Origin of the sequence: Neobacillus niacini, assembly GCF_030817595.1 — a bacterium.
GTDB classification, from domain to species: domain Bacteria; phylum Bacillota; class Bacilli; order Bacillales; family Cytobacillaceae; genus Neobacillus; species Neobacillus niacini_G.
Genome location: NZ_JAUSZN010000001.1, coordinates 1,154,894 through 1,180,312, shown reverse-complemented (window position 1 = coordinate 1,180,312; position 25,419 = coordinate 1,154,894). Strand labels below are relative to the sequence as shown.

Below are 25,419 nucleotides of genomic sequence, written 5' to 3'. Positions count from 1 at the left end.
GTACATGGCACGACAGGGGATGTTGTTAGTTTATACAGGTGAAGGCAAAGGAAAAACAACCGCTTCACTTGGTGTCGCATTACGCGCAATTGGCCGCGGCATGAATGTGAAATACTATCAATTTATTAAATCACCTGAACGTACATATGGTGAACAAATTGCCCTCGGAAAACTTGGTGTTGAAACAGTGCAATTAGGTATAGGTTTTACTTGGACGAAAACACCGGAGGAGCATCGCGAAGCGCTTGCGAAAGCCTGGCGGATTGTAAAAGAAGAGCTAAATGATGAAACAACAGATGTTTTAGTTCTGGATGAGTTGAATAATGCGTTAGCCATTACACGTTTTCCAATCGATGATGTATTGCCATTACAAGAGGTGTTAGCGGCCATACAAAACCGTCCTAAAACAATGCACCTTGTCATCACAGGCCGTTCTGCACATCCATCTCTACTCGCTATAGCTGATTTAGTGTCAACGATTGATGCCACAAAACATTATTATGCTGATCAGGATGTCAAAGCGATGAAGGGGCTTGAGTTTTAAGCACCAAGTCGCCCTGAAGTACAGACCAAACATCATAAAAAAGTTGTGAATGAAGTAGGGGCAACTGTTGCTATTCAGTAAGGATTGTCCATTTGTGTTGTGGAAATTGAGGAGAAAATTCAATGATAAAAGGAACCCCTTTACAATTTGATTTTGAAAAGCTGTGGAAAGAAGGCATGTTAGACTGGCATGGCAAAATGCCAGAACGAATGGTCGATGATGTGCTGGAAGAAGCATATTGGGCTCAGTCCATGAAGAAAAAAACATACAAGCAAACAGATAACTATGCAAAAAAAATTTACAAAAAAATGAAACAACATATCCCCCAAAATTCAAGTTGTATTGAAATTGGGCCGGGATGGGGCAACTATACCTTCCAACTCCGTCAAGATGTCAAAAGTTTAACGTTAGTGGATGGTTCTGAAAGTGTGCTTGCTTATTTATTTCAATACTTTGAAAACGATACAAATCTTCAGTACGTTCATAGTAAATGGGAAGAAGCGCAAATTGAGCAGCATGATGTTGTTATTGGGGTGAACTGCTTTTATCGTATGTATGAAATGAATGCGGCACTGAAAAAAATGAACAGTCTTGCCAAAAAGCGTGCCATCATTGGTTTAACAACAGGACCTATTCAACCGCATTACGTTATTTTAGATGAGCAGTTTGGCTATGACATTAAACATCCTCGCCGTGATTATATTACCATCGTCAATATGCTGTATCAGTTAGGAATTTATGCAAATTGTGAAATGCTCAAGCTGGAGCGTGAGATTCGTTATGATACATTGCAGCAATTATATGAAGCTCAAAGCAAAAAAATCTTATCACCTCGGTTTGATATGGCACATGTGAAAGCATCACTCGAACGCTTTATAGCAAGGGAGGATGGCCAGTATGTATACCGTTACCCATTCTATGCTGCGATCATTAGTTGGGAGCCTGTGAAGTTACATGACTAAGTTTCGTTATGACATTACTAATAGGTGCTTTAATCGGGGGCACTGTTGATATAACAAATAGACATAGTGGTTACAAGATGATGGGAGAGGGGGAGGTCACTTTATGACAACATGGAATTTAACGCAAATGCAGCGTCACTTACTCATTTGCAATGGGGCAACCTGTATGGGAGCAGGTGCTGAGGAGGTCACGCAGCAAATTCGTGACGAAATCCGGAAAAACCGTTTAGATGAGCATATTCATACATCGCGTACACGATGTAACGGCCGCTGTAAAGATAAATGCGTTGTAATTGATTACCCAAAAGGGACATGGTATTCGGTTCAACATGAAGAAACCGCACGTGATATTGTTCATGAAGCAGTTGAACATGATGCGATTATTTATTCAATGGAGCACGGTGTGCGGAAACGTAGCGAAAATCGAATTAAAGGAATCGATAAATACAAGAAAGGTAAAGGACCAATGAAAAAAGCTGTATTATTTGTTGGACATGGCAGCAGGCTCGAGGCAGGGAATATAGAAGTTCGCGAATTTATCGGGCAAATGAAAGAATACATTGATCCAGCCCTTTTAGTAGAAACATGTTTTTTAGAATTTGCATCACCAAATATTGAAGATGGGATTCAGCTGTGTGTTGAACAAGGTGCGGATGAAATCCATGTAATTCCTATCATATTATTACATGCAGGACACTCAAAACTGCACATTCCTGCTGAAATTGAACATGCTAAAGAGCATTTCCCAGATGTTCATTTTACCTATGGCCAAACAATAGGTGTTCATGAGGAAGTTTTTGAAATCTTAAAATCAAGACTTACTGAAGCAGGTTTTGATGTGGATCAAAAGCATGAGGATACGGCCATTTTATTAATTGGACGAGGCGGCAGCGATCCATATGCTAATGGTGATTTTTATAAAATCAGCAGATTATTGTGGGAGAAATTAAATGTACCTATTGTTGAAAGTGCCTTTATGGGAGTAACGACGCCAACTGTGCAGGATGGGATGGAACGCTGCATTAAATTAGGCGCAAAAAAAATCATCATGCTGCCGTATTTTTTATTTACGGGTATTTTAATGGAAAGAATGAATAAAATGGCCGAACAGTTTAAAGAGTCTTATCCGCATATATCAATTGATATTGCTCAGTATTTTGGCTATCATCCAAAGTTAAGAACGGTACTCTTAGAACGAATGAATCAAGCCTTGAACGGTACTTCGACTGGAATGCAAGATTTAGAGAATTTCCGTAAATATGCGGAAGAACAAGGGTATGAACATCATCACCATCACCATAATTAGATGATAGACAACCGGTTTTTCTCAGTAGTTTGCCAACAAAAGTGGGAGTGGCATTTGGTACGAGTTCTATAAACCTAGTATATGACCCATGACAAGATATATCGGAGGAGTCAATGGTGCCCTGGGCTGGTCGAAAATTAAATCAACAAATGTAAGGAGTTCAAATAAAATGGCTGAGGCTCTTAAATTGATGTTTCAAGGTACCAATTCAGATGTCGGCAAAAGTGTCGTCGTGACGGCCTTTTGCCGTATATTCGCCCAGGACGGATATAAAACGGTTCCTTTTAAGTCACAAAATATGGCGTTAAACTCTTATATCACAGTGGATGGAAAAGAAATAGGAAGAGCACAAGGGGTCCAGGCCGAAGCGGCAGGGATTCAGGCGACAACTGATATGAATCCGATTCTGCTCAAGCCGAATCGGGATAACCAATCCCAAATTGTGGTCCATGGAAAACCGTATAAAAATATCGAAGCCAGAGCGTATCGCCAGGAATTCTTTCAAACGGGTATTGAGCTTATTAAAGAATCGCTTGCTGTTCTGTCAGAAAAGTATGAACGGATTGTCATTGAAGGAGCGGGCAGTCCTGCCGAGATTAATCTGAATGACAGGGAAATGGTCAATATGCGGGTCGCAAGAATGGCTGACGCCCCTGTGATTTTGATTGGGGATATCGAAAAAGGCGGAGTTTTTGCCAGTTTAGTAGGAACCCTTCAGCTTATGGACCCTAATGACCGTGACCGAATCATCGGCGTCATCATCAATAAATTCCGCGGTGATATACGGCTTTTGGAATCTGGTTTAACATGGTTTGAGGAATATACAGGAAAACCGGTTCTGGGAGTGATTCCTTATTTGGAGAATTTAAACATTGATGCCGAGGATTCCATGATATTAAATCAATATACATCGGTCCGAAATACCGAAAAAGAACTTGATATTGCGGTGATACAGTATCCGAAAATCTCCAATTTCACCGACGTCGATCCTTTTTTTACCGAACCTGATTGCCATGTCCGGTTTATTACAAGAGCAGACCAATTACACAGCCCAGATTTAGTGATTCTTCCTGGGAGCAAGAATACGATCGAGGATTTGCTGTTTTTAAGAAAAAGTGGTATCGCCGAGAAAATCGTGGAATTGCAGCAAAAGCACGAATCCCTTCTATTTGGAATTTGCGGCGGCTATCAAATGCTCGGTGAAAAAATCGAGGATCCGTTTGCCATTGAGTCACTTCACCATGAAATCGAAGGTCTCCGCTTACTGCCCATCAGGACGACCATTACAAAAGACAAGACGACCGTGTTATCAAACGGACTCCTACACTTTAACGGCAAACATTTCAACGTGTCAGGTTATGAGATTCATATGGGAGAAACGTGGACGACCCGAGAATCCTGGGGACTAATCGATACACAAGGCCAATCAGATGGTTGTAAAACCGCACATGAAAGAATCATTGGTACTTACTTCCATGGGATTTTTCATAATGATGAATTTCGTAAGGAACTGCTGAATCAGATTCGCCAAGGAAAAGGATTGGAGCCGATTCATCGTCGTGTATCCTTCAACCAATTGCGTGAAGAAGCATTTGATCTATTAGCGGATCATGTAAGGTCGCACGTAAAGCTTGATTTGATTGAACAAAAAATGAAGGATTTCACAAAAAGGCGGATTAGCCAATGAAGGGTGTCCAAACAGATATCACTTCCTTGTTGGTTGAACTGTGGATGAAATAGGAGCTTTCACAATGAAAATAGGTAAGGGAAGTTGCAATGGAACATTTGGAGAACTTGTTCAAGGGATAATAGACGGACGGCCTTTTTTAATCACTTTTCCAATCCAAAGTTTGAGAAGTGAGGCAAGCTTTATCCCAGATCAAACTTCACCAGAATTAACAAGTGTGAATTCAAAGGTGAAAGCAATTAAAGCTGGAAAATTGTTATTAAATCTGTTTGGTTTGAATGGTGGCGGCAAACTTGACATTCGGTCAAATATTCCAATGGGCAAAGGGATGGCGAGTAGTTCTGCAGATATTGTAGCATCTATGAAAGCAATTGCTCATAGTTACTCTCTTCCCCTAACGCAAGATATAATTTCTGCAATAGCCGCTAAGATTGAGCCAACAGATGGTGTGATGTATGATGAGGTTGTGGCTTATGATTATATACACGGTGATCTTATTGAAAGCTTTGGAGTTTTACCGCCCTTCATCCTCGTTGGGATAGACCTCGGAGGAGCCGTAAATACAATTGAATTTAATCAATTTAAAAAAGCATATAATCGATCTGATCAGCATCAATTTTCAGAAGCATATCATTGGGTCAGAGAAGGGTTCAGTACAAATGAGTTTTCTCTTATTTGTAAGGCAACAACGATTAGTGCACGAGTGAATCAAAAAATATTAAGAAAACCTTATTTTTTTGAAATGGAAAGATTAGCTCATGCATTTCAAGGCGGAATTGTTGTTGCTCACAGTGGAACAGTGGTGGGAATTTTAATAGACAAAAATAGACGGAATAGCAACGAGATTGTTTTCCAATTATCAAAGCATTTGTCACTTCTTTTCAAGAACCTAAAACAAAAACCTTTCTATTATTCCTACGATGGGAATGAAAATGTCAAAAATATCAATTAGAGATTCAATTCATTTTCGGCAATTGTTAGTAATTAACAGGTGGAGTTAAATGATTATACGATTCTTACCATTTAGGGAATACTTGAAGGTATGAAAATGTTTAAAACATTGAAAGTTGTGGTAAACATCCATAAAGATAGGAGATGATCGAATGATGGACAAAAACAAAGTTACTATATCAATATTCAATCTAATGAAATTTTCACAGGACCTTTCGAGGGAGAATGGGTTTATAAAATTGAAGCGACAGAATCTCAAGTAAATTTCCTTGAACGACTTTTTAATCGAATGGATGAAACAGATTGGGAAAGTTATTTTCGATCACATATTCCTAATCTTGAATATCATCATCAGCCTCAAAATAGGGAATATGACCAGCGAATACTATGGATTTATACGATGCTTTATGACTTAGGTGATGAAAAAACCTGAGCACATATTAGAAAAATGGGAATTCTAAATGAAGAGAGTGCAAATATTCAGCACAAAGGATTTTAATCTTACTGAATCCTATAGAAGAGAAATCAGCTATCTGTATTTGGCGGTTAAAAAATGCTATAAACGGCAGTATGTTTGATGAATATAGAAAGAGCCAAAATACGCAAGTAGTGCATACAAACTTGCATATTTTAGGCTCTATATTTTTACTCTTTATAGAGCTAAAGCTACCTGTAAGCGTAAGTACATTTCTTCACATTCTCCATGAAGAAAATAAAGATGTAATACCTGTATCGTGAGAACCACCTTGACCTGTGTGATGTTAGAAACTTGGCGATCTCACCTCGCTGTAAGGAATACTTTAAAACAAATCATAGACCTTTTAGAAAAGTTACACCTTGTCCAAAGAAAAACCGCTATCTAAACACAAGTAGCGGTCTTTCCTTATATATTCAAATTTTAACTACTATTCTAGTCACTGCTTTCATCATCATGGTGGTGATCATGGTCGCTGCTTTCTTCCTTGTCATGCCCGTAAGCTAGTGTTGCAGGGTCCGTTTTGCCAAAGGTCAGATACCACGGCTCCGTTAACGGTCCTCCCAGAAGAGCCGGACGCACAAACACATCAAATGTTTTGGTCTTAATGTTGTAGCGACGTACAGAACCTGTATCAGGTCCCAAAGGCTGGCCAGTAACGGCGGGACCCGGTCCTGTAATAGGGACAAACAGTTTGCCGTTTGGACCAAACAGGATAGCCTGCGCAAAGGCGCGGGGCTGTCCGACAGCATAGAGATTAATCTTGTCAAGAAACCTGCCCTTACGGTCGAAGATAAGAATTTTGTCCGTGTCATTCGGGTCCCTTCTGAAACTGGTGATATAGAGGTTGCCATCAGGACCGAAGACCAAACCTTCCGGACGGTTAAAATCGGGGATGGAATCACCCTCAATGAACACATCAATGAATTCCCTGGTCTTCGGATTATAGCGCACTACCCGTCCACCGAGTTGACCTTCTGCAGTATTAGGGTTATTGCGGACGGACACATATAACAAGCCGTCTGGACCAATTACTACACTTCGAGGAAAAAACTCTCCTGTAGGCGGGTGTTCAAGATTCCCCTGAAACACCCCAGTGGTACCATCATATGTCCGCACTTCTCCATTCAGTCCGGTCTGTACAATAGTGTCTGCCACAAACAGAATATTTTGTTTCGAAAGCACGATACCGCGCGGGGCGAACGGGGCGTTAGGGTCATTGGGACTGACGAGAAATCCTTGAAACTGTCCAGTGTGTCCATCGTACTTTAAAATGCTTCCATTTTGAGGTGCTGGAGGAGGTGGAGGCTCTACGTTTTGGTTAGTAACAAGGAGATTACCATTATGGTCGAAGATAAGCCCTCGGGGACCGTTTAATCCCTGGTCACCTGATGGAACAAATCTTCCGAGAAACCTGCCCGATTCTGCATCAAATGTCTTCACGGTGTTGTCGAAGCCGTCACCAATGTAAAGATAGTCATGTCGTTTCATTCCAGAAAAACTCCCTTCTATTAATAATAGATTTAAAAATATTATTAAATCTATTATTTAATCTATTCGTTTGAGAGATTTTTGTATGGGACAAACACTCTGATAAAAAAACACATTTATAACTTAACGTTGTACACACCAAATGGTCAACTAACTCTTACCTTGCTCCTTTCATTGTTAATGAGATGAGGTAGATGTGAGATGCCTGCTTCAATTAAACTGCTCCGTTAGTACAGTATGCGTCGCTTTACAAGTATGAATAAATATTAGTGTGTATACAGGTCTACTCTTTAGTAATGATTCATAAAAATTAATAAACATACCTCCAAAACATACATCCGTTAATTGCCAGAATCAAAGCAGATACTTTAACAGAGACATCAACCGTTCTCTTCCTCAATCACAGGAGCGAGATGTTTATAATCTGGTACCTTCTTCAAGCGACATAATTTGATCGACAATTTCAGTAATAGTTTGTGATTTTATTTCACCATGTCCACGCGGACAATAAACGGTACCGACACGAGCATACAATAAACGTAAATGATCATAGATTTCAGTTACCGTTCCTGCGGCTGAACGCGGATTTCTAGAAGCTGTACTTTGGTCAAAAGCAATGGTAAGAGAGACCGTCTATCGAATCCACTTTTGGTTTTTCTAACTGACCTAAGAATTGTCTAGCATAAGCTGACATTCTTTCTACTTATCTGCTATGACCTTCTGCATAAATAGTATTAAAGGCTAATGATGATATTCCTGAACCTGATAGCCCTGTAAAAACAACTAAATTTATTTTTAGGTATTTCTAAATTAACATTCTTTAAGTTGTTTTCTTTCGCGCCTTTTATAATGATTCTTTCCATATAAACACCTCTTTCGTTTAAATATTTTACAGTAAACAATAAAAATCCTAACCACGATTCTTATGGATAGGATTTTTTACATTTTCTATTCTTTTTACAATACATCTTGATATTATTTTTTTATTGAATGGGGTAGGGGAGTTACTATACCACTTTTTCATCCTTCATTTTTTTCGGAAGGAATATCGCTACGATTAGAGTTATTAAGAGACTAAGAGCTAAAGGAACGGTGATAACCCCAGGACCTTGTTCCGTAACAATGGTACTTTTCATTTCTCCGCCAATCTCCGTCATTTCTTTATAATGTCCTTTAATATAAAAGACTCCTTCGCCTATTTTTGTCCCTAATTTAAGATCTACCATTGCAAGTGTTACAACCATAATAATCGTAAAAATAATCGAGCTCACTATAAAAACATTTGCGACAATCACTCGCTTTTTCATTTTAAAATCGCCCCTCCCATAATTTTTTTCATATTATCTCTTATATTTTTACCATCTGTTGAAAAAAGAGTAAAAAGATTAAACATCCATATGATGCCTACAATCTGAATTAGTTCATTTTGAGATAAAGTAAATATTAAATAACCTATTAAAAAGGGAATAAGCGGTCCCATCAAAGAAACAAAGATATCTTTCTTCGGGTCTTAGAGATTCCTGAAAACTCCCATATTTTTCGACAAAGGGACTTATGTATGATTTTGATTTGTTCTTTTTGTTTTTAACATGCGGTCTTACACCCAAAATTTGATGCACCTCCTTTAGTTATATATTGTTAATAAAAGAAATATTTAAAATATTCATTTACTATACAAAAAAACTATATCAGAATTTGGGAAACTCTAGAAAGGATAAAATTCCTATTTTTTGTAAATATATTGTAAATAATTGTATTATACAATAAATAAAAGAATTAACTGGTCTGCCAGTCGGCATTCATCAGATCATTTGTTGTCTGTCAAGAGACCTTCCTTACTGGGGACATATTGTGGAAGCGACATCCATCTTCATCCAGAAACAAGGAGACCTCTAGCAGCTATTGTTTCGTGGAAAGAAATAGTTTGACATTTCTAATCAACGTGCTAACATTAACCATGTAAGGTAATTATTTCAAGTGAATAAATGAATCAAATCCGCTAGAGGTGCCTTTATAAAAGGCTGAGATTGAAGTGATACTTCGGGACTCTATGAACCTGATCTGGGTTATACCAGCGTAGGGAAGTGGAAAATTCGATATTTGGAGAGCAAATGCTTTATTTCAAATTTTCGACCACTTTCTTACTATAGGAAGTGGTTTTTTGTTGTTTACTTAACTTCATAGATAAGTAGCATCTTCAAATAGGGGGGACTTGTATTTTAACGAGTGTTAAAGGGAAAGAGTTACATATTATATCCAATGGTAAAATGGCAATCGAACAGTTAGGGGAAATTGTAAAGGATATTCACCCATATATAACTGCCATTCATTTACGAGAAAAACAAAAAACTGCTAGGGAACTATTTCAATTAGTCGAACTTTTAACAAAAAATAACATACCACCGTCAAAGATCATGATTAATGACCGGGCAGATGTTGCATTAGTAACAGGGGCCAGAGGCGTTCAATTAGCCTTTCACAGTTTAGATGCAGCAAGCGTAAAAGAAAACTTTCCTCAGCTTAGGATAGGGAGTTCTATCCATTCCTATCCGGAAGGTCTAAATGCAAAAGAGAAGGGTGCAGATTATGTTCTATACGGACATGTTTTCCATTCTCAATCAAAACCAGGTAAGATCCCAAAAGGCCTTGAGGAATTAAAAAAGCTATCAAAACTAGATATTGATGTTATTGCCATTGGAGGGATAACACCTGATAATACGGAGCAGGTTCTTCAGGGAGGGACAAAAGGGATTGCTGTCATGTCTGGTGTTTTAGAAGCGCATGACCCATTATTGGCAGTAAAGGCTTATAGTAAGGCATTAAATAATGGAGGTGGATAAATTGGAAAATTCATTTGATGTTGCCATAATCGGAGGAGGAATTAACGGAGCCTCGATTGCCTATCAGCTATCAAAAATAGGAAGAAAAGTAATCATTATTGAGAAGAATCAATTGGCTTGCCAAGCTTCAAGTGCAGCTGCGGGAATGCTGGCAGCACAAGCGGAGCTGGAACAAGACGGTCCGTTATTCCAGATGGCTTTAAAAAGTCAGAAGATGTTTTCTACTCTCTCTTGTGAGTTATTTGAATACAGCGGAGTCGATATCGAGTATGTGAATAAAGGAATGTTAAAAATTGCAGAATCTGAAGAAATCGCATTAGAAGTAAAAAAACAGGTCACCTTTCAAAGGAAGTGGGATCCAGCAATAAAATGGCTGGATACAAAGGAATTAAGAGAAATGGAGCCATCCCTGTCACCGAGTTTAGCTGGTGGGATGTATCTCCCTAATGATGGTCATGTGCAGCCAGCAAAGTTAACACAAGCTTTTGCAAAAGCAGCAGTCAATTTTGGAGCGGAAATACGTCAAAATACGGAGGTCCTCTCTTTTAAATTTGAAAACAGTCAGGTAAAAGGCGTTATTACCACTAATGGCATTGTAAACTGTGATCAAGTTGTCGTTGCCACTGGAGCTTGGTCTGCAAAATTAATGCGTGAATCAGGAATTGATATTCGTGTGTATCCAGTAAAAGGCGAATGCTTTTCGATTAGGACGGAAAAGCCGATTATCAACACAACGATTTTTTCAGATAAACGATGTTATCTCGTACCAAAACGAAATGGGGAAATTTATATCGGTGCGACCATGATTGAAGATACATATGATAACACGGTTACACCTAAGGGTATCGCAAGATTAATAGAAAGAGCCACTCAACTGGTTCCGCAGATTAAGGATGCTGCATGGGAGCGAGTGTGGTCTGGAATTCGGCCTCAGACAGGAGATGGACTTCCTTATATTGGTGAGCATCCAAGATGGAAGGGGTTATTTGTTGCTGCTGGGCATTTTAGAAATGGGATTTTATTAAGCCCTATTACAGGGAAACTAGTAGCTGATTTATTAACAGGCAATGTGCTAGATGATGATCTACTCTCAGCTTTTCAATTAGAAAGACACAAAGAAAAAGTACGATAGGAGGTAATAACATGAGGGTAATATTAAATGGGGAGTTAATCCAATTACCAGAACATGTAGTATTTATTTCCGATGTTCTGAAACATTATGAAATCCATAATAGAGTCGTTATTGTGGAAGTAAATGGTGAAATCGTAAACAAGGTAGAACACCAAAGTACTAGATTATCAGATAAAGATCGAATCGAAATAGTCCATTTTGTAGGAGGCGGTTGATATGTTAAAAATCGGTTCATTATCCTTTCAATCTCGTTTGTTACTTGGAACGGGAAAGTATCCAAGCTTTGAAATCCAAAAGGAAGCGGTGGAAGTTTCCGAAGCAGAAATTCTTACGTTTGCGGTTAGACGAATGAATATTTTTGAAGCAAGCCAGCCGAATTTTTTAGAACAGCTAGATACCAATAAATATAGGCTGCTGCCAAATACTGCAGGAGCGAAAACAGCAGCAGAGGCTGTCCGGATCGCAAAACTAGCGAAAGCTTCAGGCCTATGCGATATGATTAAAGTGGAAGTGATCGGCTGTGATAAAACCTTACTTCCTGACCCGATTGAAACCCTAAAGGCAACGGTAGAATTGGTGAAGGAAGGCTTTATTGTCCTCCCCTATACTTCCGACGATGTAGTTTTAGCTAGGAAACTTCAAGAAGCAGGCTGCCATGCTATCATGCCAGGGGCCTCACCGATAGGTTCAGGTCAAGGTATCATCAATTCTGTCAACCTTAGCTTTATTATCGAACAAGCGGTTGTTCCCGTTATCGTGGATGCTGGTATTGGCTCACCAGCTGATGCTGCATTTGCTATGGAAATAGGAGCCGATGGTGTGTTATTAAATACGGCTGTTTCAGCAGCTAAGGATCCGGTAAAAATGGCAAAAGCAATGAGATTAGCGATTGAAGCTGGACGATTAGGCTATGAAGCCGGTCGAATCGAGAAAAAGAGATATGCTGCAGCAAGCAGTCCAAAGGAAGGAATGAGTATCGGGTGAATAATCGGTACTCACGACAAGAACTATTTTCACCTATTGGAAAAGATGGACAACAACGAATTTTCAATAAGCATGTACTCATAATAGGAGCTGGGGCACTTGGAACAGCAAGTGCCGAAGCACTCGTCCGTGCTGGAATTGGTAAACTAACCATTGTTGATCGTGATTATGTAGAATGGTCTAATTTACAGCGGCAGCAATTATATACAGAGGATGATGCCAAAAATCGAATTCCAAAAGTAATCGCTGCTAAAAATCGTTTAACAGACATTAACTCTACTGTGCACATTGAGGCAATCATTGCGGATGCCTCAGTCCTAGAGCTTGAAACTTGGGCTGAAAAAGTGAATCTTTTCATTGATGCCACTGATAATTTCGAAACAAGAATGATCATAAACGATGTTTCACAAAAGTATGGAGTCCCATGGATCTACGGTGCTTGCGTCGGAAGCTACGGAATATCCTACACCATTATTCCAGAAAAAACGCCTTGCCTATCTTGTATACTAGAAACAGTTCCGCTAGGAGGGTTAACGTGTGATACAGCAGGAATTATTAATCCAGCGGTTAGCATGGTTGTTTCTCATCAACTAAGTGAAGCATTAAAAATTTTGGTCGGTGATTGGGATTCATTAAGAAACAAACTGGTTTCTTTTGATGTATGGAAAAACCATTATACTTCCATAAATGTAGATAAATTAAAAAATGAGGATTGCCCTACTTGTGGAGTAAAACGCTCTTATCCATTTTTATCCTTTGAAAATCAAACAAAGTCAGCTGTACTTTGTGGAAGAGATTCTGTCCAGATACGACCTTCCGTTCCTGTTGTACGTAATTTGGAAGCTTTAGAAAAACTATTCATGAATCAAGGGGGAACGGTACAGCGAAATCCTTACCTATTATCGTATACAGTGAATACTCACCGATTAGTCATTTTTAAAGACGGAAGGGTATTAGTGCACGGAACAAAGGATATTACAGAAGCAAAGTCGCTATACCATAAATACTTCGGTTAAATAGAATGTTCAACCGCTAACTTTTGATTCGTAGTCATAAAGGTACCTGTCACTTGTCAAATGCGACAAAATTCGATTAGTGACAGGAATTTTTATATAGACTTCCTATTTTTAATCAGTGCTATTTTGTGTTTGATTTTGGCAAGAGACACTTTTAGATCAAAACTTTTTAGAAGAAAATAAACATAACATTATAAATAGAGTGCTAAAGCTTCAAATGCTTTAGCACTCTATTTTTTGTTGTTTTATACTATTATACAAGAATTAGCAACGGCATGAGCTTTCCAAAGCCCCAAAATCTCAATAGCACCAACGTTGAATGGATTATTTTGAAAAAACCACATTAATCGTTAAGAACTATTCCTATGTGGGTACTCCAAAAGAGAAAAGCTTAGTTTTAGATAAATGTTTTATGTTTCTTTGAGAATTGGATGACATCAGTGACTTCACTCAGATGAAGCTTCAGATGACTTTTTAAGAGATTGAATGTGGCTTCTTACAGCCTCTTTGTCTTTATAACGATCTAGTTCCACTAACGATAAGTCGTCTCCCGCCGCTGAAATTTGAATATTTTCTATATTGAATGGCTCTAAATTGCTTAAGTTTCACTATGATGAAGTCAATAACTCGCTGACTGATTTCTGCATCTGTCTAAACATATAATCTATAAATGTCTAGGGCAAGGGCTCCCTGGGCTATTTTTTATTCCTATATTTAACCGTCTATTATCCCGTTTGATAGCTGGAAGAATGTGAGTATAGTCTTAACTTTTTTGAATTTTGAGAATTTAAGGAGGTAATTATAAGAAGTTAAGAGAATAAAATTTTAGCTTAACAAAAACGACGGCAGTTATATATTAATGAAATGAGAGAAGTATGATGCATTTAAAGTAATGGATCTTATTGTCGTAAAAAGAGGAGGAATTAGGTTTGGATGAGAAAATAAATGCAAACTTTCGATTGGTCGACACCGTCAACTCGCATGAAGCTTTTAGTTACCACTCACACGAACAATATGAAATTTATTATTTCCATGGTGGTAACTGTAAATATTTAATTGGTGACCATATTTATCCTTTGCAAGAAGACGATATTATTATCATGAATGGTTTAACCTTGCACAGAGCATACCCAGAACCAGGTATCCCATATGAAAGAAGCGTAATTGAGTTTTCATCTGAATGGTTACGACCTATATTAATCAACTTAAAAGTTCCTGAATTATTAAATCCGTTTAACCAGCTTAGTAATACTTTATTTCGGGGAATAGACAAAGAGAAATTAGTAGAAATTAAGGAGTTAATAAGAAAAATCGCATGCAAAGATCCGAATACATTGCTCCATAAAGAAAATAGTGTAGAAAGTCGTTTGCGAAATGGTGAAATTTCCACTTTATTCGTACAACTTCTATTTAAAATCTATGAATTAAGCAAACAGCAGCTCGTAAAAATACCTCCAATCGAAACGGAAAAGAATACTCATGTAAAACGGATTATACCCTGGATTGAAAAGAATTTTAACAGTTCGATTACGTTAGACAGTATTGCAGATAATTTAAATTTAAGTAAATACCATATGGCTAGGATTTTTAAAGATGTTACAGGTTATACCATTATGCAATACTTAATGACTTGTCGGATCAACCGGGCAAAATACTTGCTGGAGATTCACCCGGGAAAATCCATACATGAAGTAGCCTTAGAATCGGGTTTTGAAGATTCATCTCATTTTAGTCGTTTTTTTCGAAAACAAATGAATATTACTCCAACAGAATATCGAAATAGTAGAGCAATCAGGAAACATTCAGCGTCTTCAAAATAAAGCATTGGCACTAGGAAAAATAGCAAAACAGCAACATATGACAAATTAAAGTCAAAATAACACAATTATAAACAAGCGAAATATTCTAAATTTTTATACAATTTAATCAGAAGTTTAAATTGTATCTGCTAGATTTACTAGAATGATACTTAACAGAAACAGGAGGGCGTTATCAAAAGGAGATAAAAAAGGCAGTAGTTAAAGCAACGCCTACATATGAAAAAAATTTTTAGGTTAGTTTGAAAGCGTTGTCATTAATGAACGGTTAAATGACCAAGAATTAAAACGGTAAAGGAATTCTAATCAAGAAAGGAGATATTTATGCCGAATAACAGCATGGATGCGGCCAATACAGCCACTCAAAGTGTGAATACAAACACTCACACAGAGTCTAAAACGATGAAACAGAAAAAAAGAAATTCACAATGGACATGGTATATTTTCTTAATCCCAAGCTTTTTAGGTATTCTACTGTTTATGGTCTATCCTATCGCAGAATCACTAAGATTAAGTTTTTTTAAATCAAATGGCACGATTGAGACCTTTACGGGACTGGCTAACTTTCGTACTGTATTAACTTCAGGTCCTTTTTGGAATTCCGTTTGGAATACCTTTTATATCGGTATCTTTCAAATCATTATCACCATTCCACTAGGATTTATATTTGCAACACTTATCAACTCTGTGTCAAAAGGGAAAAACTTTTTTAAGGTCTTATACTTTCTGCCAAATGTCACTTCAATTGTTGCGGCAGCCATGATCTTTCAATTTGTTTTACACCCCGAAATGGGGATACTAAATTATATTCTTGGTTCTTTAGGATTACCAACACCAGGCTGGTTTTCAGATCCTGCCACTTCTAAATGGGGTGTAATTTTGCTGGCGGTTTGGCATTGGATTGGTTTTGTTATTATTATCTGTCTTGCCAATCTTCAAGCCATATCGTCGGAAATGTATGAGGCAGCTAAAATTGACGGGGCAAGTGGAATCCAACAATGGTTATTTATCACCATTCCAAACATGACTGGAACGTTTGCCTTCTTATTAATCACTGGTTGGATTGGTGCTCTTCAGCGTTTCAATGAGGTTTACGTCGTTGGCGGACCAAATGGAAGTCCTGCTCGTTCAATCCAAACCATGGGAGCCTTTATTTATGAGCGTGGTTTTACAGGATTTGAATTTGGTATCGCATCCGCTGCCACATATATTATGTTCATTATTATCCTGATTTTTACCTTTATTAATCTCAAAGTCTCGAAAATGAAAATATAAGCTAGAGAGGAGGGACTCTATTGAATAGCACAATGTCTATGAAGAAAATGGAAAAGATTACATCCATTATTAAGTTTCTTATTCTATTAATTTTCGGTGTCGTGCTTATGGCTCCATTTATATGGATGGTTAGTGTAGGTTTTGATAGAACAGCCAATATTTCAATGCCTTTTCCACCTCGATTAATACCAGAGGAACCTTCAAAATTCAACTATGGAATCGTATTTGAGAATGGAAGACTTATTAAATCGTATATAAACTCAACCATTGTTACAGTGAGTTCTGTGATTTTGGGAGTTTCTGCCTCCCTTCTGGCAGGATATGCGTTCTCTAAGGGGAAATTCAAGGGAAAGAAAATCTTGTTTATTGTTGTACTTTGTACGCTCATGATTCCAATGGAGCCGAGGTTAATCCCCTTATATACCTTGTTTAATAAAATGAATTTATTGAACACGTATTATCCATTGGTTCTTCCCTCTATTATTAGCGGCATGTTGATTTTCCTTTGTAAACAGTTCTTTGATCAGTTGCCGGATACGCTTCGGGAGGCTGCCCAAATTGATGGAGCCGGTGAATTTAAAATTTTCTTCCGTGTCTATTTGCCACTTGCCGGACCGATCGCAGCAACAATGGTGATTTTAGCCTTTATTTGGAGCTGGAATGACTTCATGTGGCCATTAGTTGTGCTGAACGATTTAGAATTACAAACCGTTCCTCTTTATCTAGCGAGTTTCTCTCTAGAGAATGGTTCAAGTTTAGGGGGCTTAACGATGGCTCTCGCAACCGTTAGTATTCTACCAATCATCATCTTGTATCTTTTTCTACAACGATACATTATCCAAAGTATTGCACTAAGCGGGGTAAAGGGTGAATAGTTTATTAGTTTTAATTAAAGAAATGAATAGGGGGTAAGGAAATGCGTAGAGGTATTTACAAGAAGAAGGTCACTTTATTTATTACGATGATGTTGTTATTGAGCTTTGCACTTGTGGGCTGTGTTCCGAAATCAAATAGTTCTTCTTCAACCAGTAAAACAGAAGGAAAATGGGCAGGACAAAAAATTAGGGTCCAGATGATTGGTGACTTTGCGATGGAAGACAAGACAGATCCTGTTACTGGTGAGACAGCAAAAGGCATGAAAGTAGTAAAGGAGGAGTTCGAAAAGCAGCATCCTGGAGCAACAGTTGACTTTGTTTTAATGCCATGGGAAGGATATACAGAGAAAACGCAGGCGATGATCACTTCTGGTGAAGCCGACGTGTACCAAATGCCTGGTGTCGCAGATTTTGCTCCACAAGGTGTACTAGAACCATTACAGCCGTGGATTGAAAAAGACAAAGAATTCAGCCTAGATATCTTCATTGATAACCAAGTGGATGGATGGAAGGCTTTGGGACCAGATAGTAAGGAATTGGATATTTTTGGACTTCCGTTTTTGGGAGATACCCGTTTTATTTCCTTCGATAAGAAGATATTTGACGACTGGGGCGTAGAATATCCATCTGAAAACCCAACAATGGAAGAGATTGCAGAAAAAGCAAAACAGATGACAGGAAAGAATCCAAAAACCGGTGAACAAAACTATGGAATTTGGTTCCGTGGGGATTGGTCTTCTGCTTTCACACTTGTTGATCTTGCTGAAGGACAAAACGGTACATGGGGAACAGGTTTTGCATGGGATGAAGTTAAGTTTAACTTTGATTCACCAGAAATGCTAAATGGATTAAATTGGCTGCTGGAAATGCAAAAATATGCACCAAAGGGAATCGTTAGTAACCAAGGGAATGAAAAATGGTTATCAAAGGATAACAATATTGCCATTATGTTAAACCAAGGACCTGGGGATACCGTTAAACCAGCTTATGCCCAAGGACTTGGAGACCGACTCGGAATTGTTAATGAGTTTAAAAATGATGAAGGTCGTGGAGGATTATTTGCAGGTAGTCCGATTACCATTGCGAAAAGTAGTAAAAATAAAGAATTAGCTTGGGAATGGGTAAAATTTGCTACGAGCGATTTCGTCCAAAAATTTGTTTTTGAAGAATATGGAGCAATCCCAGCAGTTAAATCCGCAACTGAATGGGATAGTGTGAAAGAAATGCCATTAATGCTTCCAGTATTTAAAGCAATGGAAACACCAATGACTCCTAGATACCCATGGGGATCTTCACAGCCACGCTTTATCTTAACCTCTGAAATTGAGGCTGCATTAACTGGAAATAGAAGTGCGGAAGATGCACTTAAAAAAGCTCAAAAAGAGAGCACGGAATGGGTTGAAAATCGTTAATTTCGGGGCATTAAAGTTGAGAAGCAGACCAGATGATAAACTAGCAGATTGCTAGAGCAGTACCTTGGTGAAGAAGTAACTGTAAAGAAATAGTATACAGTTACTTCTTTTCATAATGATTGTTCATTATTTTCATAGATAGAAAGTATACTTTGAAAAATACTAAAAGGATAAGGGAGTGTGACTTATGCTAAAGGTTGCCGTGATTGGACTTGGAGATGTTTCGAGTGTTCATCTATCCGCTATAAAGGGAAATACGAGTGCAGAGTTGGTGGCAGTTTGTGATATCGATGAAACAAGGAAAGATATCGTGCCAGGTGTGAACTTTTATACTGATTTTCAAGATATGCTGGAAAAAGAAGTGTTGGATTGCGTACATATTTGTTTGCCGCACTATCTTCATTATCCCGTAACAAAAGCATGTGTTGAAAAGGGTGTTCACGTATTTCAAGAAAAGCCTCTGGCATTGAATTCGGTAGAAGGAACTGCCCTCGTCAAACTAGAGGAACAGTATAAAGATATTAAAATATGTGTTTGCTTCCAAAACCGTTTCAATGAGACATTTGAAGTACTGCAGAAAATAGTTGAAAGCGAACAATATGGAAAGGTGTTGGGTATCAAGGGGCTAGTTACATGGGCTAGACCAAAATCTTATTATGATAATAAACCGTGGCGGGGGAAATTGGAATTTGCGGGTGGTGGAGTGATGATCAACCAATCCATTCATACTTTGGATCAAATGCAGCTGCTTGGCGGCGAAATTAAATCCATTCGAGGGTCCGTCGATCAGCTTCTAGATTATGGGGTAGAAATCGAAGATACTGCCACAGCATTTATTCAATTTGAAAATGGGGCGAAAGGATTCTTTTTTGCGACCATAGCCAATGCAAATAATTCCAGTGTCGAGCTTCAGGTAGTTTTTGAGAAACAGAAATTCACCATTAAGGATAGTATTCTAACGAAGCTGGATGAAGAAGGTAAAAAAGTAGAATTGATCGAAGACACCAAGATGCCAGGCTCAAAATTCTATTACGGTGCAAGTCATATGAAATTAATTAATAAATTCTATGAGTGTATTGTCGAGAATACGAACGAGTATGTCCACGTCAAAGATGCCCTTCCGTCAATGAAAATGATTGACAGTATCGTTAAATCATCAGAACTAAAAAGAGAAGTCAAGATGCAAAGTTTAGAAGCTAGCATATAAAACGATGAAAGCGGAATCAACATACTGTTAGCGAAGAAATACTTGCAGATAGCTTACCCTAGATGATCCCAAATAGTAGTTTTTAAGTGAAAGGAGAAAATTATGTCTATAGTTAATGTTGGAATTATTATGAACGGTGTTACCGGCCGAATGGGGACCAATCAACATCTTATTCGATCCATTGTTGCCATTCGGGAACAGGGAGGAGTCGCTTGTAAAAACGGTGTTGTCATTATGCCTGATCCCATTTTAGTAGGAAGAAATGAAGAAAAATTAAAATCGTTAGCGAGTAAACACAATATTGCTCGTTGGAGTACCAATTTAGATGAATGTCTTTCCGATGAACATAATATCATTTATTTTGATGCCCAAACAACTGTTAGACGTGCTGAGGCGATTCGCAAGGCAATAAAGGCTGGGAAACATATTTATTGTGAAAAGCCAACAGCTGTAGGACTAGAGGAGTCTTTAGAACTTGCGACCTTAGCTTATAAAGCGGGAGTCAAAAATGGAGTAGTCCAAGATAAATTGTTTCTCCCAGGAATTTTAAAGTTAAAAAGATTAGTGGATTCTGGCTTCTTTGGTAAAATTCTCTCTGTCCGAATGGAATTTGGGTACTGGGTATTTGAAGGAGATTGGCAACAAGCACAGCGTCCTTCTTGGAACTATCGAAAAGAAGACGGCGGCGGCATTATTTCCGACATGTTCGCCCATTGGCGCTATGTCCTGGACAATCTATTTGGAAACGTCCGTGCTGTCTCTTGTATCGGTGCCACGCATATCCAAAAGCGGGTGGATGAAGAAGATGAAATATATACTGCCACTGCAGAGGATGCAGCCTACGCTACATTCGAATTAGATGGAGGGATTATCGTACAAGCAAATTCTTCTTGGGCAGTACGCGTAAACCGAGATGACCTCTTAACCATCCAAGTCGATGGAACGGAAGGCAGTGCGGTTGCGGGATTAAGAGATTGTAAGACACAGCATCGTGTCAACACGCCAAAGCCTGTTTGGAATCCGGATATAGCGAATCCAATCTCTTTCCTAGATCAATGGCAGGAGATGCCGACGAACGATGTCTATGATAATGGCTTTAAGGTACAGTGGGAATTATTCTTAAAACATATTGTTCTTGATGAAGAATTTCCATGGGATTTATTAGAAGGTGCAAAAGGAACACAATTATCTGACCTTGGTATCCAATCGTGGAAGGAAAGACGATGGGTGGATGTACCGGAACTGACCATTGGAGGGACACCGAATGGTGAAAAAGTTAAAGCTGCTAAGAGCTAATGGTTCTTTTGAAAACTATGAACCTGGTAATACTGCTAGTTTTGAAATTCCTGAAAAGAAATTCCAAAGCAGGACCGCTTTTTCCGCTGCTCATGTTGTTTGTGACTCATTAGCGGTTGCATGTCCGTTAGGAAACCCCCAGATTCATTGGGAAGATACGTTATCTTATCGGCATTATCTTTGGTCCATGGGTCTTTCCGTTGCGGAAGCCATGGATACCGCCCAAAGAGGTATGGGACTTAGCTGGGAGGGTGCGAAGGAATTAATCAGACGTTCCAGTGCGGAAGCAAATGCAGTTGGCGGAAGGATAGCCTGTGGTGCAGGAACCGATCATTTGATACCCAATAGGAAATACTCCATGGAACAAATCATGGAAGCCTATGAAGAACAGTGTGCTTTTATCGAAGAGCAGGGTAGTCAAATTATTTTAATGGCAAGCAGGGCATTAGCGGCAAATGCGAAGAGCCCGGAAGATTATGCTCGCGTTTATAGCCATATCCTGTCCCAAGTTTCTCAACCTGTTATCTTACATTGGTTAGGTGATATGTTTGACCCATCCTTAACAGGGTACTGGGGACATAAAAATCTGTATGATGCAATGGAAGTTTGTTTAAACATCATTTGGGAAAATCAGGATAAGGTGGACGGGATAAAAATCTCGCTTCTGGATGCTGATAAGGAAATTGAGATGAGACGGCGATTACCAGAAGCTGTCAAGATGTACACGGGCGATGATTTTAACTACCCTGAATTAATTCGAGGAGACCATCACGGGTTTAGCCATGCCCTATTGGGTATTTTTGACGCAATCGCCCCGGCAGCCGCCGCAGCACTAACGGCCCTTGATCATGATGACGTGAATACCTATGAGTCCATATTAGAAAAAACAGTTCCATTATCCAGACATATTTTCCAAACTCCTACTTACTCGTATAAAACTGGAATTGTATTCATGGCATACTTGAATGGTCATCAGAATCATTTTCGAATGATTAACGGCGCTGAGAGTGCCAGAACAATTGCTCATTTATCAGAACTTTTTGTTCTGGCTGATCAAGCTGGGCTGCTTATAGACCCAGATTTAGCTGCAGAAAGAATGAAGCTAGTCCTCAAACTGGCCGGGATCGAATAGGAGGGGCAAATGGAACATTTAACAACCATTGACCGATTAAGCTTGAATCAAATTACGACAGGTAACTGGAATCTACGTCAAGCCGTTGACGGCTGCGTCCGGCAAGAAATCCCTTGGATTGCCTTATGGCGGCACAAAGTCGAGGAAATCGGCCTGGCAGATAGTAAGCGGTTGGTGAAAGATGCTGGACTTAAGGTATCAAGCCTTTGTCGTGGCGGTATGTTTCCGGCAGCAACAGAAAGTGAACGACAAAAACGAATCGATGATAATAAGCGGGCGATTGAAGAAGCAGCTGAACTGGGGACGGATACTTTGGTACTTGTATGCGGACCTTCATCAGATAAGGATATTGCAACAGCAAGAAAAATGGTTGCAGACGGTATCGAGCAGATTGTCCCATTTGCGGCAGACTATGGGATCAAATTAGGAATTGAACCGTTACACCCGATGTATGCTGCAGAAAGATGTGTCATTGTTACCCTTAATGAAGCAAATACCATTGCCGAACAATATCAGCCTGAACAGGTTGGTGTAGTAGTGGATGTTTTCCATGTGTGGTGGGATCCTGACCTGTACAATCAAATTGCACGTGCAAAGGGACGGATTCTTGGGTTCCATGTGTCAGACTGGATTGTACCGACACCCGATTTATTGATGGGGCGCGGGATGATGGGTGATGGTGTCATTGACATAAGAAAAATTAGAAATGCTGTTGAGCAGACGGGCTATAAAGGTCCGATTGAAGTAGAGATTTTCAACCAAAGAATATGGAATCAGCCTGGAGATGAAGTATTAAAAGTAATGAAGTCCCGCTATTTAGAACATGTTTAATAGTTGAGTACGAATTTCCTCGTAAAAATAGCAATAGGGGTAAAAAATCAGCCTATATTAAACAACTTTAACCAAGTTTATTCTGAATATTCCGTTTAATATAGACATAACGCTATTACACTGTAATAAGAAAAGGAGCTAGTGATATGAGAAATAAGTTTGCTGCGCAATTGTATACGCTAAGAGAAGAATTAAAAAGGGGAATTGTACCAGTTTTTAAAGAATTGAAGGAAATGGGCTGGGCCGGAGTTCAGTTGTCGGCGTTACCGCCTAGCTATGATCCAGAAGAAATCGTAGCAGCTCTAAAGGAAAATCAACTTGGTACGGCCGGGATACATATATCCATAGACCGGCTGGAAAACGATCTTGATAATCTTCTAGATGAAGTCAGATTATATCAAACAAAAGATATTGTTTGTCCAAACATTCCTGAAAATTTAAGAAACAGAGAAGGTTATCAGAAAGTAAAGACTCTCTTAAATGAAGTCGCCCAGAAAGCACCTGGATATCGGATTAGCTACCATAACCATGCTTTTGAATTTGACACTGAGATAGAAGGGAAATCTTCTTTAGAATACTTGTTAGAACCAACAGCAGAGAATAAAATTTTGGCTGAAATTGATGTGTTTTGGATTAAAAAAGCCGGAAGAGACCCGCTGCAATTTCTACAACCCTATGCACAACGAATGCCTATTATCCATTTAAAAGACATGACAAGAGATGAAAGAAAAACCTTTGCGGAAGTTGGAACAGGATTGATTGATTTTGCTCCAATCCTAGATTGGTGTGAAAAATCAGGAGTTGAATGGTATGCAGTGGAACAGGATATCTGCCCTGGTAACCCAATGGATAGTCTTCAAACAAGTTTAGAAAACCTAAAAGTACTTTCTAAGCAATTTCAATAAAACAATACGAAAAGCGCTTACTGCAAACCAATTATGAATGAAGGAGAGGGAAAATTTGGAGAATGTCAAAATAGGAATTATCGGTATTGGCAATATGGGAAGTTCCCATTCACTCTATCTTAATAATGGTGAAGTACCAGGGGCAGTGTTAACAGCTGTATGTGATCAGAACCCTGAGAGATTAAAATGGGCAAAAGAAACATTAGGTGAAAATATTCAAATGTTTGACAATACCGAAGCATTTTTCGAATTCGGTGATATTGATGCGGTGATTGTAGCAACCCCGCATTATGATCATCCGCCTTTGGCGATAAAAGCCCTTCAAAAAGGTCTGCATGTTTTGGTAGAAAAGCCAGTTGGTGTTTTTACCAAGAATGTTCGTGAATTGAATGAGGTGGCTGAAAAAAGTGGAAAAGTTTTTGGAATTATGTTTAACCAACGAACCAATCCTTTGTATCAAAAGCTAAGAGACCTTGTGCAAAGCGGGGAATTAGGGGAAATCAAACGTACCAATTGGATTATAACAGATTGGTACCGCTCTCAAAGCTATTATGATTCAGGCGGTTGGAGAGCAACATGGGCAGGTGAAGGCGGCGGGGTCCTCGCAAATCAAGACCCACACCAGCTTGATTTATGGCAATGGACGAGCGGCTTGATGCCGAAACGAGTTCGGGCTTTTTGTGGGTTTGGTAAGTTTCATACTATTGAAGTAGAAGATGACGTAACGGCTTATGTTGAATACGAAAATGGTGCAACAGGAGTATTCGTTACTTCAACAGGTGATGCTCCTGGTACCAATCGCTACGAAATATCCGGGGACCGTGGAAAATTGGTTGTCGAAGATGGAAAATTGACATTCTGGAGGTTAAGGCAATCCGAAAGAGAGTTTAATAGAGAATATAAAGGCGGATTTGGAGAGCCAGAATGCTGGAAGATTGATATCCCTATTAAAGGTGTAGCAACACAGCATAAAGGAATTACCACCAACTGGGTGAATGCAATCCTTCATGGCAAAGAATTACTAGGGCCAGGCGTAGAAGGAATCAAAGGGCTAGAAATTTCCAATGCTATGCATTTATCTGCCTGGACAGACGATTGGGTAGACCTCCCTATAAATGAAGATCTCTTCTATTCTAAATTGCAAGAGAAAATAAAAACATCTACATTCAAAAAGAAAATCGTTGCTGATAGGACACTTAATATTCAAGGAACACATTAAAGGATTAGTTTAATAAAACTTGAAAAGCAGAATATCCCCTATATTCTGCTTCTTACGATTTG

The 25,419-nt window shown here is 38.9% G+C and carries 22 protein-coding genes, 1 pseudogene and 1 riboswitch; of the genes and pseudogenes, 20 read left to right on the top strand and 3 right to left on the bottom strand.

The window, feature by feature from the left end:
* Positions 1-4: 4 nt before the first annotated feature.
* The 5 genes from QFZ31_RS05925 to QFZ31_RS05905 all read left to right on the top strand — a co-directional run bounded on the left by QFZ31_RS05925 (position 5) and on the right by QFZ31_RS05905 (position 5,451).
* Positions 5-544, top strand: a complete 540-nt coding sequence (locus QFZ31_RS05925) for a cob(I)yrinic acid a,c-diamide adenosyltransferase (protein WP_307301678.1) — start codon at positions 5-7, stop codon at positions 542-544.
* A gap of 122 nt (positions 545-666) precedes the next feature.
* Complete coding sequence (locus QFZ31_RS05920) at positions 667-1,506, top strand: methyltransferase domain-containing protein (RefSeq protein WP_307301677.1); 840 nt, start codon at positions 667-669, stop codon at positions 1,504-1,506.
* Between the two features lie 103 nt (positions 1,507-1,609).
* A complete protein-coding gene (locus QFZ31_RS05915) occupies positions 1,610-2,812 on the top strand; it encodes a CbiX/SirB N-terminal domain-containing protein (RefSeq protein ID WP_307301676.1) in 1,203 nt (400 codons plus the stop codon).
* A gap of 169 nt (positions 2,813-2,981) precedes the next feature.
* Entirely contained in the window at positions 2,982-4,499 is a 1,518-nt protein-coding gene (locus tag QFZ31_RS05910) for a cobyric acid synthase (RefSeq protein ID WP_307301675.1), read from the top strand.
* Between the two features lie 64 nt (positions 4,500-4,563).
* A complete protein-coding gene (locus QFZ31_RS05905; protein WP_307301674.1) occupies positions 4,564-5,451 on the top strand; it encodes a hypothetical protein in 888 nt (295 codons plus the stop codon).
* A 909-nt stretch (positions 5,452-6,360) separates the two neighbouring features.
* Here QFZ31_RS05905 and QFZ31_RS05900 read toward each other — a convergent pair.
* The 3 genes and pseudogenes from QFZ31_RS05900 to QFZ31_RS05890 form a co-directional block, all read right to left on the bottom strand.
* Positions 6,361-7,416 carry an NHL repeat-containing protein gene (locus QFZ31_RS05900; RefSeq protein ID WP_307301673.1) on the bottom strand — a complete coding sequence of 352 codons (1,056 nt, stop codon included), beginning with the start codon at positions 7,414-7,416 and terminating at the stop codon, positions 6,361-6,363.
* 383 nt (positions 7,417-7,799) lie between these two features.
* A pseudogene (locus QFZ31_RS05895) lies at positions 7,800-8,279 on the bottom strand (excinuclease ABC subunit A); the annotation flags it as partial.
* A 144-nt stretch (positions 8,280-8,423) separates the two neighbouring features.
* On the bottom strand, positions 8,424-8,723 hold the full coding sequence (locus tag QFZ31_RS05890; RefSeq protein ID WP_307301672.1) for a hypothetical protein: 300 nt from the start codon (positions 8,721-8,723) through the stop codon (positions 8,424-8,426).
* 684 nt (positions 8,724-9,407) lie between these two features.
* A riboswitch (TPP riboswitch) is annotated at positions 9,408-9,516 on the top strand.
* Positions 9,517-9,683: 167 nt separating this feature from the next.
* On the opposite strand from QFZ31_RS05890, the gene QFZ31_RS05885 reads away from it, so the two are divergent.
* From QFZ31_RS05885 to QFZ31_RS05815, 15 genes are all read left to right on the top strand, one after another.
* Positions 9,684-10,256: a thiamine phosphate synthase gene (locus QFZ31_RS05885; RefSeq protein ID WP_307301670.1), complete on the top strand. Its 573-nt coding sequence runs from the start codon at positions 9,684-9,686 to the stop codon at positions 10,254-10,256.
* A complete protein-coding gene (gene thiO / locus QFZ31_RS05880; protein WP_373459902.1) occupies positions 10,249-11,388 on the top strand; it encodes a glycine oxidase ThiO in 1,140 nt (379 codons plus the stop codon). Before QFZ31_RS05885 ends, thiO begins: the two co-directional genes overlap by 8 nt.
* Positions 11,389-11,399: 11 nt before the next feature.
* Positions 11,400-11,603, top strand: a complete 204-nt coding sequence (thiS, locus tag QFZ31_RS05875; RefSeq protein ID WP_179160392.1) for a sulfur carrier protein ThiS — start codon at positions 11,400-11,402, stop codon at positions 11,601-11,603.
* Between the two features lies 1 nt (position 11,604).
* A complete protein-coding gene (locus QFZ31_RS05870; RefSeq protein ID WP_307301666.1) occupies positions 11,605-12,372 on the top strand; it encodes a thiazole synthase in 768 nt (255 codons plus the stop codon).
* Positions 12,369-13,388 (top strand): thiazole biosynthesis adenylyltransferase ThiF, encoded by a 1,020-nt coding sequence (locus tag QFZ31_RS05865; protein WP_307301664.1) that lies wholly within the window; start codon positions 12,369-12,371, stop codon positions 13,386-13,388. The genes QFZ31_RS05870 and QFZ31_RS05865 overlap by 4 nt, the downstream gene beginning before the upstream one ends.
* 929 nt (positions 13,389-14,317) lie before the next feature.
* The gene (locus QFZ31_RS05860) at positions 14,318-15,208 is read left to right on the top strand and encodes an AraC family transcriptional regulator (RefSeq protein ID WP_307301663.1); all 891 of its coding nucleotides are present in this window, start codon (positions 14,318-14,320) and stop codon (positions 15,206-15,208) included.
* Positions 15,209-15,529: 321 nt separating this feature from the next.
* Positions 15,530-16,480 carry a carbohydrate ABC transporter permease gene (locus QFZ31_RS05855; protein ID WP_307301662.1) on the top strand — a complete coding sequence of 317 codons (951 nt, stop codon included), beginning with the start codon at positions 15,530-15,532 and terminating at the stop codon, positions 16,478-16,480.
* Between the two features lie 20 nt (positions 16,481-16,500).
* Positions 16,501-17,355, top strand: a complete 855-nt coding sequence (locus QFZ31_RS05850) for a carbohydrate ABC transporter permease (RefSeq protein WP_307301661.1) — start codon at positions 16,501-16,503, stop codon at positions 17,353-17,355.
* Between the two features lie 41 nt (positions 17,356-17,396).
* Entirely contained in the window at positions 17,397-18,767 is a 1,371-nt protein-coding gene (locus tag QFZ31_RS05845; RefSeq protein ID WP_307301660.1) for an extracellular solute-binding protein, read from the top strand.
* A gap of 187 nt (positions 18,768-18,954) precedes the next feature.
* Positions 18,955-19,974, top strand: coding sequence for a Gfo/Idh/MocA family protein (locus QFZ31_RS05840; protein WP_307301658.1), 1,020 nt, complete (start codon positions 18,955-18,957; stop codon positions 19,972-19,974).
* Between the two features lie 102 nt (positions 19,975-20,076).
* On the top strand, positions 20,077-21,270 hold the full coding sequence (locus QFZ31_RS05835) for a Gfo/Idh/MocA family protein (RefSeq protein WP_307301656.1): 1,194 nt from the start codon (positions 20,077-20,079) through the stop codon (positions 21,268-21,270).
* Entirely contained in the window at positions 21,239-22,402 is a 1,164-nt protein-coding gene (locus QFZ31_RS05830; RefSeq protein ID WP_307301654.1) for a dihydrodipicolinate synthase family protein, read from the top strand. Before QFZ31_RS05835 ends, QFZ31_RS05830 begins: the two co-directional genes overlap by 32 nt.
* Before the next feature lie 9 nt (positions 22,403-22,411).
* Positions 22,412-23,233 (top strand): sugar phosphate isomerase/epimerase family protein, encoded by an 822-nt coding sequence (locus QFZ31_RS05825; protein ID WP_307301652.1) that lies wholly within the window; start codon positions 22,412-22,414, stop codon positions 23,231-23,233.
* A 146-nt stretch (positions 23,234-23,379) separates the two neighbouring features.
* Positions 23,380-24,138, top strand: coding sequence for a sugar phosphate isomerase/epimerase family protein (locus tag QFZ31_RS05820; protein ID WP_307301650.1), 759 nt, complete (start codon positions 23,380-23,382; stop codon positions 24,136-24,138).
* A gap of 55 nt (positions 24,139-24,193) precedes the next feature.
* Positions 24,194-25,357, top strand: coding sequence for a Gfo/Idh/MocA family protein (locus QFZ31_RS05815; RefSeq protein WP_307301648.1), 1,164 nt, complete (start codon positions 24,194-24,196; stop codon positions 25,355-25,357).
* The last annotated feature ends 62 nt before the right edge of the window (positions 25,358-25,419 follow it).